14 protein-coding genes are annotated in these 15,994 nt (G+C 63.6%); 6 read left to right on the plus strand and 8 right to left on the minus strand.

Features of this window, described 5'->3' with window-relative positions; translation table 11 throughout:
* Positions 1–27 precede the first annotated feature (27 nt).
* From AC0L2X_RS27490 to AC0L2X_RS27500, 3 genes are all read left to right on the plus strand, one after another.
* Positions 28–801 carry an amino acid ABC transporter substrate-binding protein gene (locus tag AC0L2X_RS27490; protein ID WP_473561466.1) on the plus strand — a complete coding sequence of 258 codons (774 nt, stop codon included), beginning with the start codon at positions 28–30 and terminating at the stop codon, positions 799–801.
* A gap of 122 nt (positions 802–923) precedes the next feature.
* Complete coding sequence (locus AC0L2X_RS27495; RefSeq protein WP_023721020.1) at positions 924–1,604, plus strand: ABC transporter permease subunit; 681 nt, start codon at positions 924–926, stop codon at positions 1,602–1,604.
* Positions 1,601–2,374, plus strand: a complete 774-nt coding sequence (locus AC0L2X_RS27500) for an amino acid ABC transporter ATP-binding protein (protein WP_473561468.1) — start codon at positions 1,601–1,603, stop codon at positions 2,372–2,374. The genes AC0L2X_RS27495 and AC0L2X_RS27500 overlap by 4 nt, the downstream gene beginning before the upstream one ends.
* Positions 2,375–2,686: 312 nt before the next feature.
* Here AC0L2X_RS27500 and AC0L2X_RS27505 read toward each other — a convergent pair whose 3' ends face one another.
* The 5 genes from AC0L2X_RS27505 to AC0L2X_RS27525 all read right to left on the minus strand — a co-directional run bounded on the left by AC0L2X_RS27505 (position 2,687) and on the right by AC0L2X_RS27525 (position 9,205).
* Positions 2,687–3,268, minus strand: a complete 582-nt coding sequence (locus AC0L2X_RS27505; protein WP_006327799.1) for a CarD family transcriptional regulator — start codon at positions 3,266–3,268, stop codon at positions 2,687–2,689.
* A 368-nt stretch (positions 3,269–3,636) separates the two neighbouring features.
* The gene (fdxA, locus tag AC0L2X_RS27510; protein WP_292664799.1) at positions 3,637–3,975 is read right to left on the minus strand and encodes a ferredoxin FdxA; all 339 of its coding nucleotides are present in this window, start codon (positions 3,973–3,975) and stop codon (positions 3,637–3,639) included.
* A gap of 148 nt (positions 3,976–4,123) precedes the next feature.
* A complete protein-coding gene (locus AC0L2X_RS27515) occupies positions 4,124–4,510 on the minus strand; it encodes an RNA-binding S4 domain-containing protein (protein WP_473561470.1) in 387 nt (128 codons plus the stop codon).
* 12 nt (positions 4,511–4,522) lie between these two features.
* Positions 4,523–7,918 carry a helicase-related protein gene (locus AC0L2X_RS27520; protein ID WP_473600696.1) on the minus strand — a complete coding sequence of 1,132 codons (3,396 nt, stop codon included), beginning with the start codon at positions 7,916–7,918 and terminating at the stop codon, positions 4,523–4,525.
* Between the two features lie 702 nt (positions 7,919–8,620).
* Positions 8,621–9,205, minus strand: a complete 585-nt coding sequence (locus AC0L2X_RS27525; RefSeq protein ID WP_473600697.1) for a TetR/AcrR family transcriptional regulator — start codon at positions 9,203–9,205, stop codon at positions 8,621–8,623.
* Between the two features lie 83 nt (positions 9,206–9,288).
* On the opposite strand from AC0L2X_RS27525, the gene AC0L2X_RS27530 reads away from it, so the two are divergent.
* On the plus strand, positions 9,289–10,539 hold the full coding sequence (locus tag AC0L2X_RS27530) for an FAD-dependent oxidoreductase (protein ID WP_473600698.1): 1,251 nt from the start codon (positions 9,289–9,291) through the stop codon (positions 10,537–10,539).
* 65 nt (positions 10,540–10,604) lie between these two features.
* Here the strand turns inward: AC0L2X_RS27530 and phbB are convergent, their stop codons facing one another.
* Both phbB and AC0L2X_RS27540 read right to left on the minus strand, forming a co-directional pair.
* Positions 10,605–11,330: an acetoacetyl-CoA reductase gene (gene phbB, locus AC0L2X_RS27535; protein ID WP_352666211.1), complete on the minus strand. Its 726-nt coding sequence runs from the start codon at positions 11,328–11,330 to the stop codon at positions 10,605–10,607.
* A 104-nt stretch (positions 11,331–11,434) separates the two neighbouring features.
* Positions 11,435–12,619, minus strand: coding sequence for an acetyl-CoA C-acetyltransferase (locus tag AC0L2X_RS27540; protein ID WP_473600699.1), 1,185 nt, complete (start codon positions 12,617–12,619; stop codon positions 11,435–11,437).
* A 278-nt stretch (positions 12,620–12,897) separates the two neighbouring features.
* On the opposite strand from AC0L2X_RS27540, the gene phaR reads away from it, so the two are divergent.
* Positions 12,898–13,506, plus strand: a complete 609-nt coding sequence (gene phaR / locus AC0L2X_RS27545) for a polyhydroxyalkanoate synthesis repressor PhaR (RefSeq protein ID WP_473600700.1) — start codon at positions 12,898–12,900, stop codon at positions 13,504–13,506.
* Between the two features lie 68 nt (positions 13,507–13,574).
* On the opposite strand, the gene AC0L2X_RS27550 is transcribed toward phaR, so the two are convergent.
* Positions 13,575–14,723, minus strand: a complete 1,149-nt coding sequence (locus AC0L2X_RS27550) for a citrate/2-methylcitrate synthase (RefSeq protein ID WP_473600701.1) — start codon at positions 14,721–14,723, stop codon at positions 13,575–13,577.
* A gap of 92 nt (positions 14,724–14,815) precedes the next feature.
* On the opposite strand from AC0L2X_RS27550, the gene AC0L2X_RS27555 reads away from it, so the two are divergent.
* Positions 14,816–15,904 (plus strand): citrate synthase/methylcitrate synthase, encoded by a 1,089-nt coding sequence (locus AC0L2X_RS27555; protein WP_473600702.1) that lies wholly within the window; start codon positions 14,816–14,818, stop codon positions 15,902–15,904.
* Positions 15,905–15,994 lie beyond the last annotated feature (90 nt).

A 15,994-nucleotide genomic window follows, 5' to 3' on the forward strand; every position in this document is an offset into this window, starting at 1 on the left:
ATCGGCCAAGGACGGGATCACAGAAAAATGAAATGGCTCAAATCGCTCATTATCGCCGGGACGCTGCAGGTTCTGGCCATCGCCGCCGGTCATACCGGCGCCAATCTCGACCAGATCAAGCAGTCCGGCGTCTTCAAGGTCGGCACGGAAGGAACCTATGCGCCCTTCACCTATCATGATGCTTCCGGCGCGCTGGTCGGCTTCGACGTCGAGATCGCGCGGGCCATCGCCGAGCGCCTCGGCGTCAAAGCCCAGTTCCTCGAAGGCAAATGGGACGGGCTGATCGCCGGTCTCGACGCCAACCGTTACGATGCCGTGATCAACGAGGTCGGCATCACCGAGGCGCGCAAGGCCAAATACGACTTTTCCGATCCCTACATCGCCTCCAAGGCAGTGCTGATCGTGCGTGGCGACAACACCGATATCAAGAGCTTCGCCGACCTCAAGGGCAAGAAGGCGGCGCAGTCGCTGACTTCGAATTTCGGCAAGCTGGCTGAAACCAACGGCGCCGAACTCGTCGGCACCGACGGCTTCGACCAGTCGATCCAGCTGCTTCTCGCCGGCCGCGCCGACGCCACCATCAACGACAGCCTGTCCTTCCTCGACTTCAAGAAGCACAAGCCAGACGCCAATGTGAAGATTGCCGCGCAGGAAGAAAACGCCGACTATTCCGGCGTCATCGTGCGCAAGGGCGATCCGGAACTGGTGGCCGCCATCAATAAGGCGCTGGCCGACATCAAGGCCGACGGCACCTACCAGAAAATCGCCGACACCTATTTCGGCCAGGACGTTTCGAAGTAAAACGGCTTTCTCGTGTGGGCCGAACGCCGGCCCGCGTCGTTCATATCGCGGCGAGCTGTCTTTTGACGGCCCGCCGCTTTCGCGTGATATGAGCGACGGCAATCTGGCAAGGAGGAGCCTTCGTGCCGCACTGGCTGCAATTGATGCTGGAATCCCTGCCTACGCTGCTGTGGGCTGCACTGATCTTCACGGTGCCGTTGACGCTGCTGTCGTTTGCATTCGGTCTTGTCCTCGGCCTAGTCGTGGCACTTGTCCGGCTGTTCGGTCCCAAACCGCTGGTCGCCGTGGTCCGCTTCTACGTCTGGATCTTCCGCGGCACGCCGCTTCTCGTGCAACTGTTCCTTATTTTCTACGGCCTGCCATCGGTCGGCATCCTGCTCGACGCCTTTCCGGCAGCACTGATCGGCTTCACCTTGAACATCGGTGCCTATTCGTCGGAAATCATCCGCGCCGTCATCGGTTCGGTGCCGAAGGGCCAGTGGGAAGCGGCCTATTCGATCGGCATGACCTGGGCCCAGGCAATGCGGCGCACCATTCTTCCACAGGCGGGGCGTGTCGCCGTGCCGCCGCTGTCCAACACGTTCATCTCGCTGGTCAAGGACACTTCGCTCGCCGCCGCCATCACCGTGCCGGAGATGTTCCAGGCAGCGCAGCGCATCGTCGCAACCACCTACGAGCCGCTGATCCTCTATGTCGAGGCGGCGGCCCTCTACCTGGTCATGAGCTCCGTGCTGTCGGCCTTGCAGGCGCGGCTGGAAACGCGGCTCAACCGTTATGGCGGCTTCCTGGAGGCGCGCGCATGATCGGCCTCACCAACATCGAAAAGCGTTTCGGCGACAATTTGGTGCTGAAGGGTGTGACCGTCACCATCGAGGAAGGCAGCGTCACGGCGCTCGTCGGACCCTCGGGCGGCGGGAAAAGCACGCTTTTGCGCTGCATCAACCTGCTCGAGCTGCCGACTTCAGGCACGGTGCGGATCGGCGACGATGCACTCGAATTCCACCCCGGCGGCAGGGTCTCGACCAGGGATATCCAGCGGCTGCGGCTGCAGACCGGCATGGTGTTCCAGAATTTCCAGTTGTTTCCGCATCGCACTGCGATCGAGAACATCATGGAGGGACTGGTGACGGTGCTGAAATGGCCCAGGGAGAGGGCGCGCGAACGGGCGCTGGCCCTGCTCGAAAAGGTCGGCATGGCGCACAAGGCCGATGCCTGGCCGGCGACGCTGTCAGGCGGCCAGCAGCAGCGCGTGGCGATTGCCCGGGCGCTGGCGCCTTCGCCGAAAGTCCTGCTCTGCGACGAGCCGACCTCTGCACTCGATCCGGAACTGGCGCAGGAAGTGGTCGACGTGCTCGGCAAGCTCGCCAGCGAGGGCACGACCATGGTGATGGCGACGCATGATCTGCGGCTCGCCTCGAAGATCGCGCGGGAAGTGGTGTTCCTCGATGCCGGCAACATCGTCGAACAAGGCCCAGCTGCGGTGCTGTTCAGCAACCCGGAACGCCAGCGGACCAAGCGGTTTATCGCCACGCTGAAGCACGAGGCGGAAAGGGAGGGCGGCGGGAGCGCTTAGGTTTCGCAGGCTTGCGCCGCCCCTCATTGCCCTGCCGGGCATTTCTCCCCGTATAGTGACGGGGAGAAAGACGCCTTCGCAAAGGATTTCGCCAATCTCCGGCGTTGCATGAAATGGTGCAGAGGGTCGCGACAAGTTCCTTCTCCCCGTCACTATACGGGGAGAAGGTGCCGGCAGGCGGATGAGGGGCAGCGCGGCGCTTGCAATTCACAGGGATAGATCGACCTGCTTGGCCCTATGGGTTCAAGTCGTCCAACCCCAAAAAAACCCGGCGCGAGGCCGGGTCTTTCTGAATTCGAAGGCGAGAAAAAATCAGGCAGCTTCTTCCTGCTCAGCTTCCTCGTTGTCGGCCTTGGCGCCGCGCTTCGGGCCCTTGTTGAGGTTCACCTCGATGAGGCGCACCGCTTCGGTCTCCGACATGCGGTTGACGGCCGCAATCTCGCGGGCCATGCGGTCAAGCGCCGCCTCGTAGAGCTGGCGTTCGGAATAGGACTGCTCCGGCTGGTTGTCGGCGCGGTAAAGGTCGCGCACAACTTCCGAGATCGAGATCAGATCGCCGGAGTTGATCTTGGCATCATATTCCTGGGCGCGGCGCGACCACATTGTGCGCTTGACGCGGGCGCGGCCCTGCACGACCTTCAGCGCGCGCTCGACATAATCCTCTTCCGACAGCTTGCGCATGCCGATCGAGGTCGCCTTGGCGACCGGCACCTTGAGGCGCATCTTATCCTTCTGGAAGTCGATGACGAACAGCTCCAGCTTGTGGCCCGCGACTTCCTGCTCATCGATCGAGACGATCTGGCCGACACCATGCGCCGGATAGACGATGTACTCGCCGGTCTTGAAACCGTGGCGCGCTGCGGTGGACTTCTTCTGCGGGGTGATCGTTGCCATTACGCCCTGAACTCCTTGTTGTGGTACCGGCATCGTGCCGGCCCGAACTCGTGCGACCGGGGTGACCGGTCCTTAGCCACACAACGATGAACTCACCGGAAAGGCCAGGACCGGCAAATCGCAACATTGCGACCGCCTGCCCCAGATCGCTCTGGTCCGGATTGAGAAATTCACCTTTCAGTGATTTGGGGCGTTTGCGCCATAAATCGACGTTGTGTCACCGGCATGTTTGGCTCATGTAACACAAAAAGTCGGAAGAATCAAGGTTTTGCTGCACGCGCGAAGGCCATGCGCCGTCGCCGCCTGTCAAGGCAGTTAATGTATCACGTCTGTTACGCGGCGTCAGGCCGCCGCAGCCGGCAGGCTCGTCAATCGCCTTCGCCGGGCTCCGGGGAGAAATATTTCTCGAACTTGCCAGTTTCGCCATCGAAGTTCTTGGCGTCGGCCGGCGGCTCCTTCTTGGCGGTGATGTTGGGCCACTTCTCGGCATATTCGGTGTTGATCTGCAGCCATTTGTCGAGGCCCGACTCGGTGTCGGGCTTGATCGCGTCGGCCGGGCATTCCGGTTCGCAGACGCCGCAATCGATGCACTCGTCCGGGTGGATGACGAGCATGTTCTCACCTTCGTAGAAGCAGTCGACCGGACAGACCTCAATGCAGTCCATGTATTTGCATTTTATGCAATTGTCGGTCACGACGTAGGTCATTGGTCGGCTCCGGGACGTCCCATTTTGTTGGGCTTTTTTGGTGAGGTAACGCCTTTGTCCGCTGGTGGCAAGGGCGGCCCTTGCCAGCGGTGCCGCGGTTTCCGGAATGGAATTCCAGAGGGCCGGCAAAGCGGACGTTCGAGTTTGCTCAATCGTCGCCGAGCAGGTGGTCGGTCTGGCGGCGTTCTTTCTTCGTCGGGCGGCCGCTGCCGGCCTCGCGCAACGGCGGCACCGCATCGGGAAGCGCCTCGCCCTTGGGCACCGGGGGCGGCGACATATCCTCGTAGAGCAGGCGGGCTTCTTCGGCCGGGCCACGCCGTACGCCGGTGCCAAGGATTTTCCAGACGAAGATCCGCCGCTCCAGCGTGATGGTCAAAACGTCGCCCGGCCTGACCGTGTCGGAGGCCTGCGCTGCTTTGTCGCGATTGATGCGGACGCGTCCGGCGACCACCAGCTTGGCTGCCAGCGTGCGCGATTTTACCGCGCGCGAGAAGAACAGCCACTTGTCGATGCGCTGGCGGGCATCAGTGACCATCGGATGAGCAGCTTACTTCTTCAGCTGGTCGCGCAACGCGGCGAGCTTGGCGAAGGGCGAGTCCGGATCGAAGCGGACCGGGCGTTCCTCACGCGGCTTTGGCTGGAAGGCGGGTTTTGCGCCTTGGGCGCCGCCTTTGCCGTCCTGCCGGCCAGCCTTCCAGTCGGGCCGATTTTCGCGCCGTTCGGGACGTTCGCCTTGCGGCTTGCCGGCGCGCTGCTCCGCCGCCTCGCCTTGCGGCCTCGGCTTGAACTTGCTGCGGTCGAAGCGCGGCTTGCCGGCGCCGTCGCGCTGGTCGTGGCGCCCCTGACGGGCGGGCCCGTCGCCCGGCGTCGGTTGCGCGCCGGCATCTACCGGCGCATCGACGCGGCCGCCCGGCGCAGCTTGACCATTGCGCGCACGATTGTCCCGATGATTGTCCCGGGGGCGGTTGTCATGCTGGCGATGACGTGGGCGCTGGTCGAAACGAGCCTGCCGCCACAACAGGATGGGTTTTGGCTCCTCGGCTTCTGGAGCAGCTTCGCCGGCGACGGCTTCCGCCGTTGCTGCAGGTTCGGCCGGCGATGCTTCCGCAGTTTCGAAAACCGGCGGCTCTGCCGGTGCCGCAGCCTCAGTTTCCGCCCCAAGTTCCGCCCTTGGCTCAGCCGCTGGTTCCGCAGGCGCTTCAGCAGTCGGCTCGGCGGCGGGCCGGGTCTCTTGCGTGACTTCTGCCGCAGCTTCTGGGGCTGGAGCTTCCGCGACAGGCTCTGCCGCCGCTTCGGCTGCAGCCTCCGCAACTGGGGTCGCATCCGACACTGGTTCGGAAACCTCCGCCTGCGGCTCTGCCGCGGCAGATGCTTCCGCTATCCTCGCCTGCTCGACTCGCGCAGCCTCTTCCGCCGCCTGCTTTGCAGCGGCAGCTTCACGCGCGGCATTGTCCTGGGCTTCGAGCCGCGCCTTGACCTCGGCTGCCGGTTTGGCATCGGCGCGATAGCCGAGTCCCTTCAGGATTTCTTCCATGTCGTCGGCGGTGGCGCCGAGGATCGACATCATCGGCGGCGTCACCATGAAGGACTGACCGTCATAGGCGCCGTCAGGGCGAGGCCCGAGGCCCGGCTTCCAGTTGGTCGCCGGCCGGATCAGGTCGGCCAGCCGTTCGAGAATATCGACGCGTACGGCACGCCGGCCAAGATTGCGGTAGCCGGCAAGCTTGTAAAAGGTCTTGTCGAAGGTCGGATCGATGACCACCGAGGTGCGGCCGGAGGCCAGTGCGTGAACGACATCGCCGAAGCCGGGCTTGTCCTTGCCGTCGTTTCTCAGCGCCCACAGCAGCGTTATCAGCCCGGCCGGCGCCGGTTTGATCAACGCCGGCACGAAGACATGGTAGGCGCCGAAGCGCACGCCGAGACGGCGAAGTGCCGCGCGGCCTTCCTGGTCGAGCGACTTCATCTCGTCGGCGATGTCGCGACGGTTGATGAGGCCGAAATGCTCGACAAGCTGGAAAGCGATGCCGCGGCCGATGCCGGTGATCTGCTCGGCATTCTTGAGATCGACCAGCGGCTTCAGCAGGGATTCGATCTGGAAATTGACGAAGCGCTCGGCGCGCGCCGCAACCTTGTCGCGGGCCGGGCCGGTGAGTTGCTCGTCGGCGAGCAGAACGAGACGCGGCTTCAAAGCGTCCTCGCCGGCAACCAGCGTGCCGATCGGCGCGCCGATCCAGCGCAGCGTGCCATCCGAACCCAGCGCGATGTCGCCATTGGCAGAGGCGCCGAAGCGCTCGGCCCGCGCCTCGAACTCGGCGGCAAGCGCCTTCTGCGCCGCCGCCCGCACTGCCTTGGCGTCCTCGCCGCCGGCGCTCTGGTCGGCGGTGAAGCGGAAACCCTGCAACTCGCCGACGTGATGGCCTTCGACGAGGACGGTTCCGGTTGGGCTGATTTCGGCTTCAGGCATCGTGTTTTCTCTAAGGCGCCGCATGAGGACGGAAGTCCTGCGGTCTACAAAACGTTTCGTCAACCGCTCATGCAGCGCATCCGACAATCTGTCTTCGATTTCGCGCGTCTTTTCCTGCCAGTGTGCCCGATCGGCCAGCCAGCCGGGCCGGTTTGAAACGAAGGTCCATGTGCGGATATGGGCAATCCTGTGCGATAGCGTGTCGATGTCGCCTTCGGTGGTATCGGCACGGCGCACCTGCTCGGCCATGTAGTTCTCGTCGACATGGCCGTGCCTGGCAAGGTCCATGTAGATGGAGGCGATCAAGTCGGCGTGCTGGGCCGGCGCGATCTTCCTGTAGTCGGGCAGCGCGCAGGCTTCCCACAGCAGCGCCACGCGTCTGGCATCGGTGGTGAGTGCCCGGACGTCCTCGTCGCGCGACAGATGCTCGAGCGCCTGCGCGTCTACTGCCGGCAGTGCGCGCGTCAGACCTTCGACCGGGGCGTTGGTCTCAATCGAGCGCTTCAGCGCATCGAGGTTGGCGAAATCGAAATGCGCGGTGCGCCACTGCAGCACTTTCACCGGGTCGAAATCATGCGCCTCGATCTTCTTGACCAGTTCCTCATCCAGCGGATCGACCTGGCCGGTGACGCCGAAGGTGCCGTCGCGCAGATGCCGGCCGGCGCGGCCGGCAATCTGGCCGAGCTCGGCCGCCGTCAGGTTGCGGTACTGGTAGCCGTCGAATTTACGGTTCTGGGCGAAGGCGACGTGGTCGAGGTCGAGATTGAGGCCCATACCGATGGCGTCGGTGGCGACGAGATAGTCGACGTCGCCCGACTGGAACAGGGCCACCTGGGCGTTGCGGGTGCGCGGGCTGAGTGCGCCGAGCACGACGGCGGCACCGCCCTGCTGGCGGCGGATCAGCTCGGCGATGGCATAGACCTCGTCGGCCGAGAAAGCGACGATCGCGGTGCGCCGCGGTAGGCGGGTCAGCTTCTTCGAGCCGGCATAGGCAAGGTGCGATAGCCGTGGCCGGGTCACCACCGACACGCCCCGCAGCAGGCGCTGCAGGATGCCGTGCATGGTGGCCGCACCCAGCAGCAGCGTCTCCTGGCGGCCGCGCAGATGCAGGATGCGATCGGTGAAGATGTGGCCGCGTTCGAGATCGCCGGCGAGCTGGACCTCGTCGATGGCAACGAAGGCGGCGTCGGTCTCGCGCGGCATCGCTTCCACGGTGCAGACCGAGTATTTCGCGCCAGCCGGCTGGATCTTTTCCTCGCCGGTGATGAGCGCAACCTTATGGGCGCCGACCTTCTCGCAGACGCGCGTATAGACCTCGCGGGCAAGCAGCCTGAGCGGCAGGCCGATGACGCCGCTTTCATGCGCCACCATGCGTTCGATGGCGAGATGGGTCTTGCCGGTGTTGGTCGGGCCGAGCACGGCCGTCACGTCTCGACCCGACAGGATCAGCGGTTCAGTGTGTTTCGGATGGATGTTCATCGGCCTGGAAATAAGGCTCTCTGCCTCGCATTGTCGGGAGCGCGCCCATATTGGCCGCGTATGACAGGCGACACATAGGGATTTCGGGCGCGAAGCGAAAGCGGAATGTGCCGAGGGCGGGCCGATTGGTCGCTTCAAAGCCAAAAATCTGTTCCCGATTAACAGTTGGAACGAGTCTGGAACGAATCAGCGACGAATCACTGACTCGCGCTGATTCAGGTTTTGTTCACGGCTACATCTGGGCTTTCTGCCGGCGAATCTCACCACATGCTGAATCCCGGAAACTGGCCCGATTCATGCAGGCGGCATCCAAGCCAGCACCACGGTTAACCTTTGCCGGTGAATGATCGTGGCCGGCCAACCTGCTTCGCGCAACATTATGAAATTATTGATGTTTCCTAATGCGCTTTAATCATTTCGAGGGTGTTTTCAGCTCTCGCCGTTAACGTTCCGCTCAAAACCGGAACGAATCGGCGACGAATCAGAGATAGCCGAAGTTTCTTGGTTTGTTCACTGCAACATGTTGTGTTGTGAACAGCTTTTCCACCGAGAATCCACATGCTGCCGGTCGGTTTTTGCACAGGTTGCGCAGCGGCCGTTAACCTTTGTGTACTGGTTCGGCACACGCGGCATCATGGCCATCGGGTCGACGCGCTTAGTGCGTGAGGCTCAGAACTCGGCCAACCATGCCGAACGGCTTGTTCAGGATACGTCCGCTCCGACGGCATAGCGCTGCAATGTGGGGCCAACGTTCTGGATGATTTCGTCGTGAGACAGGGCGACGACCGGCGGGAGCCGCAGCAGGTACCGGCACATCGCCAATCCCAGCAACTGGCTGGAAATGAGCCCGGCCCGCCGGCCCGCATCGGCGGGATCAGCGACCGCCGCAACCAGGGGCCTCACCTGGTTGGCAAATACATCGCGCAACTTTTCGGCGGCAAATTCGTTCGACGTCGCCGAACGCAGCAGAATTGCCATGCCGGTACCGTTGGTCGGATCTTCCCAGATTTCGAGAAATCGCCTGATCAGTGTCTTGCCGATGTCGGTTCGGTCGATCACCCGTAGTGCGGGCAATTTCAGATCGACGACCGCCGCCCTGGCAAACAACTCGTCCTTGCTGCGGAAATAGCGGATCACCATGGCCGGATCGATCGAAGCATGGGCCGCGACGTCACGGATCGAGGCGCCGTCATAGCCGCGTTCGGCGAACAGGAGCCTCGCGGCCTCAAGAATCTGAGCCCGGGTGCGATCCGACTTGCTGGGTTTCTTCGACTGATTCTCGGCCATGAAAATGCATATGCCAACGACCGTTGACAAATGCAATGGCTTCGGCTAAAAAGTCAACATATGGTGACAAATGGAGAGAGAAAATGTTGCCCGATACAACGGACGTCCTGATTATTGGCGCCGGCCCAACCGGCTTGGCGCTGTCCATCGTGCTGCACCAGGCCGGGGTCGACCATGTTCTGATCGACAGGCTTGGGGAGAGCCTTCAGACCTCGCGGGCTGGCGTCATCCACGCTCAGACGCTGGAAGCGCTGGAGCCGCTGGGCGTCACGCAGCGGCTGAGCGAACTTGCCCTGAAGCTGCAGAATTTCGCCATCCGCGACCGCAACAGGGCACTGCTCAAGCTCGATTTCGGAAGGCTTCCGTCGAGGCATCCCTATCTGATGATGCTGCCTCAGAATCTCACCGAGAAGGTGTTCGCCGAGCGGATTGCCGCCCTCGGCGGCGTGATCCACCGCATGGTCGAGGCCAAGGCCGTGGCTCAGGACACTGACGGTGCGTGCGTGACGGTGGTCGAGAACGGCCGCGAGAAGGTCATATCGGCACGCTATGTCGTTGGCGGCGACGGCATGCACAGCCTGGTGCGCAGCTCGGCCGGCATCGAGTTCGACGGCGCCGCCTATGAGGCGTCGTTTGTTCTCGCCGACGTTCGTCTCGACTGGCCGGTTGGGCCAACCGAAGTGTCGCTGTTCTTTGCGCCAGCCGGGCTGGTGGTGGTGGCGCCGCTTCCGGACGGATCGTACCGCGTCGTCGCGACAATGGACGACGCGCCGGAAAAACCCGCGGTCGCCGACATACAGGCGCTGCTGGACAGCCGCGGACCGACCGGCAAACGAGGCCGGGTGCTCGACCTGAAATGGAGCTCGCGTTTTCGCGTGCATCACCGCCTGGTCCGGTCATACCGCAAGGACCGGTTGTTCCTGATGGGCGATGCCGCGCACGTACACAGCCCGGCGGGAGGGCAAGGCATGAATACCGGCATCGTCGACGCGGTCGTGCTTGGTCAGTTGCTTGGCGACGTGGTGAACGGCGTGCGCCCGGAAGCGGAGCTCGAACTCTATGAAACGCTGCGACGCCCGGCGGCCCAGGAGGTGCTTGACCTGGCTGGCATGATGACCGGCATGGCGCTTACCCGCAGTCCGGTGAAGCGGTTCGTCCGCAACCTCGTGCTGTCGGTGCTGAACCTCACACCATTCCTGAAGCGCCGCATCGCCTTGAAGCTGTCGGGCCTCAGTCGGGCGCCGCTTGCCCGTCTGCCGGCACCCGCGTGCGAGGCAGGTGCAATCGCCCGAACCCAGCCTGAAGCCAGCCCAGCGCTGAAGCTTGCCGCGTGACGGCGCGGTTATCTGCCCGTACCTGCCGTCGGGCCGGTACGGGGACATCCGCGACATCCCAAGCCTCAGCTAATGTACTGGCCGCCATTGGCTGATATTGTCGAGCCGGTGATGAAACCGGCATCGTCGGAAGCGAGGAAGACGACGCAGCGCGCGATCTCCTCCGGCTCGCCGAGACGGCCGACCGGGATGTGCGGGATGACGCGCTCGTTAAGCACCTTCTCGTCCATCGCCTTGACCATCTCGGTGGCGATATAGCCGGGGCAGATGACGTTGACGGTGATGCCGGCGCGCGCGCCTTCCTGGGCCAGCGCCTTGGTGAAGCCGATATCGCCGGCCTTCGAGGCCGAATAATTGACCTGGCCGACTTGGCCCTTCTGGCCGTTGATCGAGGAGATGGTGATGATGCGACCGAACTTGCGGTCGCGCATGCCGCCCCACAACGGATGCGTCATGTTGAAGACGCCGGAAAGGTTGGTGTCGAGGACCTCCTTCCATTGCTCTCGCGTCATCTTGTGGAACATCGCGTCGCGAGTGATGCCGGCATTGTTGACCAGCACCGAGACGGGACCGAGATCGGCCTCTATCTGTTTGATGCCGGCGGCGCAGGCCTCGTAGTCGGCGACCGACCATTTATAGACCGGGATGCCGGTCGCGGCCTTGAACTTTGCCGCCGCTTCCTCATTGCCGGCGTAGTTTGCGGCCACCGAATAGCCGGCGCTTTTCAAGGCGACCGATATCGCCGCGCCGATGCCGCGCGACCCGCCTGTGACGATTGCAACTTTTGTCATGTGTCCTCCCGGGAAATGCAGATGACTGAGCGTTGAAGCGGTGGGGTTTGCCCTCTACTCCCTACTCGCTTTGCGCCAGCATCCTATTCGTATCGCTTATCTCATCACAATGCTTCCACGCACATGGCAACACCCATGCCGCCGCCGATGCACAGCGTGGCAAGACCTTTCTTGGCACTTCTGCGGCGCATCTCGTAGACCAGCGTGTTGAAGATGCGGGCGCCCGAGGCGCCGACCGGATGGCCGATGGCGATGGCGCCGCCATTGACGTTGACGATGGCCGGGTCCCAGCCCATGTCCTTGTTGACGGCGCAGGCCTGCGCGGCGAAGGCCTCGTTGGCTTCGACCAGATCGAGGTCGCCGACCGACCAGCCGGCCTTGGCCAGCGCCTTGCGCGAGGAGGGGATTGGTCCCGTCCCCATGACCTGCGGGTCGACGCCGGCGGTCGCCCAGGAAACGATACGCACCAGCGGTGTGATGCCGCGCCTTGCGGCTTCCGCTTCGGTCATCAGCACCACGGCGGCGGCGCCGTCGTTGATGCCGGAGGCATTGGCAGCGGTTACCGTGCCTTCCTTGTCGAAGGCCGGCTTGAGCTTGGTCATGGCATCGATTGTCGCGCCGTGGCGGATGTATTCATCCTGGTCGACTATCGTGTCGCCCTTCCTGCCCTTGACTGTGAAGGCAACGATCTCGTCCTTGAATTTTCCGGCTTTCTGCGCGGCCTCGGCCTTGTTTTGGGAGGCCAGGGCGAACTGGTCCTGGTCGTCGCGGGTGATCTGGAACTGGCGGGCGACGTTCTCCGCAGTGTTGCCCATATGATAGCCATAGAAGGCATCGGTCAGGCCGTCCTTGATCATGGTGTCGATCAGCTTGAAATCGCCCATCTTGATGCCACCGCGCAGATGCTGCGCGTGCGGAGCCATCGACATCGATTCCTGGCCGCCGGCAACGATGATCCTTGCGTCGCCCTGGGCGATCTGCTGCATGCCGAGCGCGATGGCGCGCAGGCCGGAGCCGCAGAGCTGGTTCAGGCCCCAGGAGGTCGCCTCCTGCGGCACGCCGGCGGCCATGGCCGCCTGCCGCGCCGGGTTCTGCCCTTGAGCCGCGGTCAGGATCTGGCCGAGAATGACCTCGTCCACCTCCTTGCCGTCGACCCCGGCGCGGGCAAGCGCTTCCCTGACGGCGACGGCACCCAGTTCATGAGCTGGCGTGTTGGCGAAGGCGCCGTTGAAGGAGCCGACAGGCGTGCGCGCCGCACTGGCGACAACGATGGCGTTGGAAGCGGACATGTTCTTCTCCAGACTTTCGGGGAGCAATTTCGGGTGCCGTCGGGGACTTTTCTTGCCCTTTCCACAACCCGAGTCAAACCCGAAATGGGCATGGCGTCCCACTGCCGCAAGCATGCCGCGCGTCGCTGCAACGGCGGCCCGTCCGTGCTGCGCAGCATAAAATGTTCCCGCACTGCACAAACTGCTTGGATTCATGACGCTTTTGCGCATATCCTTTAAAAAGGCGCAATCGTTACCGGCGGCTTACTTAAGCTGCCCGGTGTCCGGGGAGGATGCAGATGGCCGCAAAAGACGAACCTATTGTTATCAAGAAATATGCCAATCGCCGTCTCTACAATACGGGCACCAGCACCTATGTGACGCTCGAGGATCTCGCTGAAATGGTCAAAAAAGGCGAGGACTTTACTGTCCAGGACGCCAAGACCGGTGACGACATCACCCATCCGGTACTGACCCAGATCATCTTCGAGCTGGAGAACAAGGACGGGCAGAACATGCTGCCGATCCCGTTCCTGCGTCAGCTTATCGCCTATTACGGCGACCAGATGCAGATGATCGTGCCGAGCTTTCTCGAACAGTCGATGCTGGCCTTCTCTAAGGAGCAGGAACGCTTTCGCGAGCAGATGAAAGATGCACTCGGCAAGTCGCCGATGGACATGATGAAGATCGCGACGCCGATCAAGGTGCTGGAGGAGCAGACGCGGCGCAACATGGAAATGTTCCAGAACGCCATGCGGCTGTTCACGCCGTTCCCGCCCGCGGGCTCTGCGCCGGCAGCAGCACCACCCGAACCGGCCAAGAAAGAAACATCGGAAAAACCAGACGACCTTCAGGAGCTGAAGGAGCAGATCGCCGCGATGCAGCGCAAGCTCGACACGATGTCGTGACTGCCGGCCGGCGAAGCGCCGCGTCGAACCTTCGTTAAAGTGCCGCTGAGACGTCGCAAACAGCGCGGCTAGAGCCGCTCCGGCAGCGGTCCCTGGTAGCGGGCGCGCGGCCGGATCAGGCCGTTGCTTGTCACCTGCTCCACGGCATGCGCGGCCCAGCCGACGCTGCGGCCGAGCGCGAACAGGCGGAACGGCGCATCGGACGGCAAACGGAGGCTGCGCGTCAGCGCAGCCAAGGCGAAATCGACGTTCGGGCGCATGCCTGTTGCCGCAAAGGCCGCATCGCAAAGCCTTGACAGCCCATCATCGACATCTATCGCGGCCAGCAACGGCTCCGCACGCGGATCGCCGTCGGGATAAAGCGGATGGCCAAATCCGGGCAGTGGCCTGTCGTGACCGAGCCAGCGACCGACAGCCGCATCCGGCCCCAATCTCTGCGCATCCTCGCCCAACATCATGACCGCCTCCGCGGCGGCGCCATGGCGCGGACCGGAGAGGGTGGCGAGGCCGGCAAGCAGGCAGGCCGAAACAGGTGCGCCGGTGGATGCGGCGACCCGAGCGGCGAAGGTCGAAGCGTTCAGTTCGTGATCGGCCAACAGCACGAGCGAGCGGCGGATCAAGTCTGTGCCGGCGGCATCGAGGGACCAGCCCTGCGCCAGCCTTTCATGCACGGCACCGCTTCCGCGAACCGCGCCGAGCGCCTGGGCCAAAGCGGCGATGGCGCCGGCCGCATCGTGGTTGAGCGAAGCCGATCGGCGGCCGAGCGAAGGCCGGCTGTTGGCCGCCAACGCGGCCAATTCCGCGAAGGCAGCCGGCCGGCCAGTTGCGCCGTTGCCATGGCGGCTCGCCGACCCGAACGACACTGGTGCGCCAGATGCCCAAAGCAGGTTTGCCGTCTGCTCCAGCGTGGCAGTCTCGGAGAGCGTGACCGCATCCTGGCCGCGATAGACGAGGCGGCCGTGCAAAACGGTCGAGATCGTGGTGGCGATCGCCGGCTCACCCCAGGCAATTGCACTTTCGGCTATTGCCTGGGGATTTCGGCCGCGCGCCCGGCGGCTCGCCAGCGCCGCGATGTCGTCGGCGCGATACTGGCTGCGGCGTGGGTCGGCCCGATCCGGCCGCATGCCGATGCGTCCGCGGCTGACATAGGCATAGAGCGTCTGGGCGCGCACCTTGAGACGCTCCAGGGCTTCGTCCCGCGTCAGCCACTCCGTCATGTCAGCCTTGTCATGTTGATTCAGTTGATCAAGATTGATGGTCCAATCGCCAACCCTTATCTACCGCCCGGAAAGGGTCAAGGAGAAAACCAATGGCGAATGGGCTCGATGATGTGGTGGCGGCGGAAACGGTGCTCTCCGATGTTGACGGTCTTGGTGGCCGCCTGACCATCCGGGGCCATTCGTTGCCCGAACTGGCAGGCCGCTGGAAATACGCCGAGGTGGTTCATCTGCTGTTCGACGGCTTTTTCGACGATCTTCCCGACGGCAGGGAGCTGGCGAACGCAATCGGTCGGGCGCGCAGCGAAGTGTTCGAGCTGATCGAACCCTTGCTGCCGTTTCTCGCATCCCTCGATATCTACAGCGCGATGCGCGCCGGCATTGCCCTGCTGCCGGATAGTGACAAATTGCCGGACGCGCTGCGGCTGGTTGCAGCACCTGCCGTGCTGACGCCGGCCTTGCTGCGCTTGCAGCGCGGCGAAAGCCCGATTGCGCCTGATAGCAAGGCCGATCATGCCGCCGACATGCTGCGGATGCTGACCGGCATTGCGGCCTCGCCGAAATTGGCGAAGGCACTCGATACCTATCTGGTGACGGTTTGCGACCATGGCCTCAACGCGTCGACCTTCGCCGCGCGCGTGGTCGCCTCGACGCAGGCTGGGCTTGCTTCGGCGGTGCTGGCCGGGCTCGGAGCGCTCAAGGGGCCGCTGCATGGCGGCGCGCCAGGTCCGGTGATCGAAATGCTGGATGCGATCGAGGCGCATGGCGACGCCGCCGGCTGGCTGCGCGACGAGATCGGGCGCGGCCAGCGCATCATGGGCTTCGGGCATCGCATCTACCGCGTGCGCGATCCGCGTGCCGACGTGCTGAAAGCGGTGGTGCGGCAACGCGGCGCCAAGGGCGAAGCCGGCCACCGGCTGGCGTTTGCCGAAAGCGTGGAGCAAGCGGCGCTCGAAGTGCTTCGCATCGCCAAGCCGTCGCGCTCGCTCCAGACCAATGTCGAGTTCTTCACAGCACTTCTGCTGGAAGCGGCGGGCTTTCCAAAAGAGGCGTTCACCAATGTCTTTGCTGCCGGGCGCGTCGCCGGCTGGATCGCCCATGCGCGCGAGCAGCAGACGAGTGGACGGCTGATCCGGCCGCAGTCGCGCTATATCGGGCCGGTGCCGGACCTCGTCGCCTGAGGATTTTTCCCCGAATGCTTTACGGAAACCGGCCCGCTACAGCCGGTGCCGGACACCTCTCTCTTCAAGATGAGAGAGGTCTACATGACA

It is taken from the genome of Mesorhizobium sp. WSM4828 (assembly GCF_055811175.1).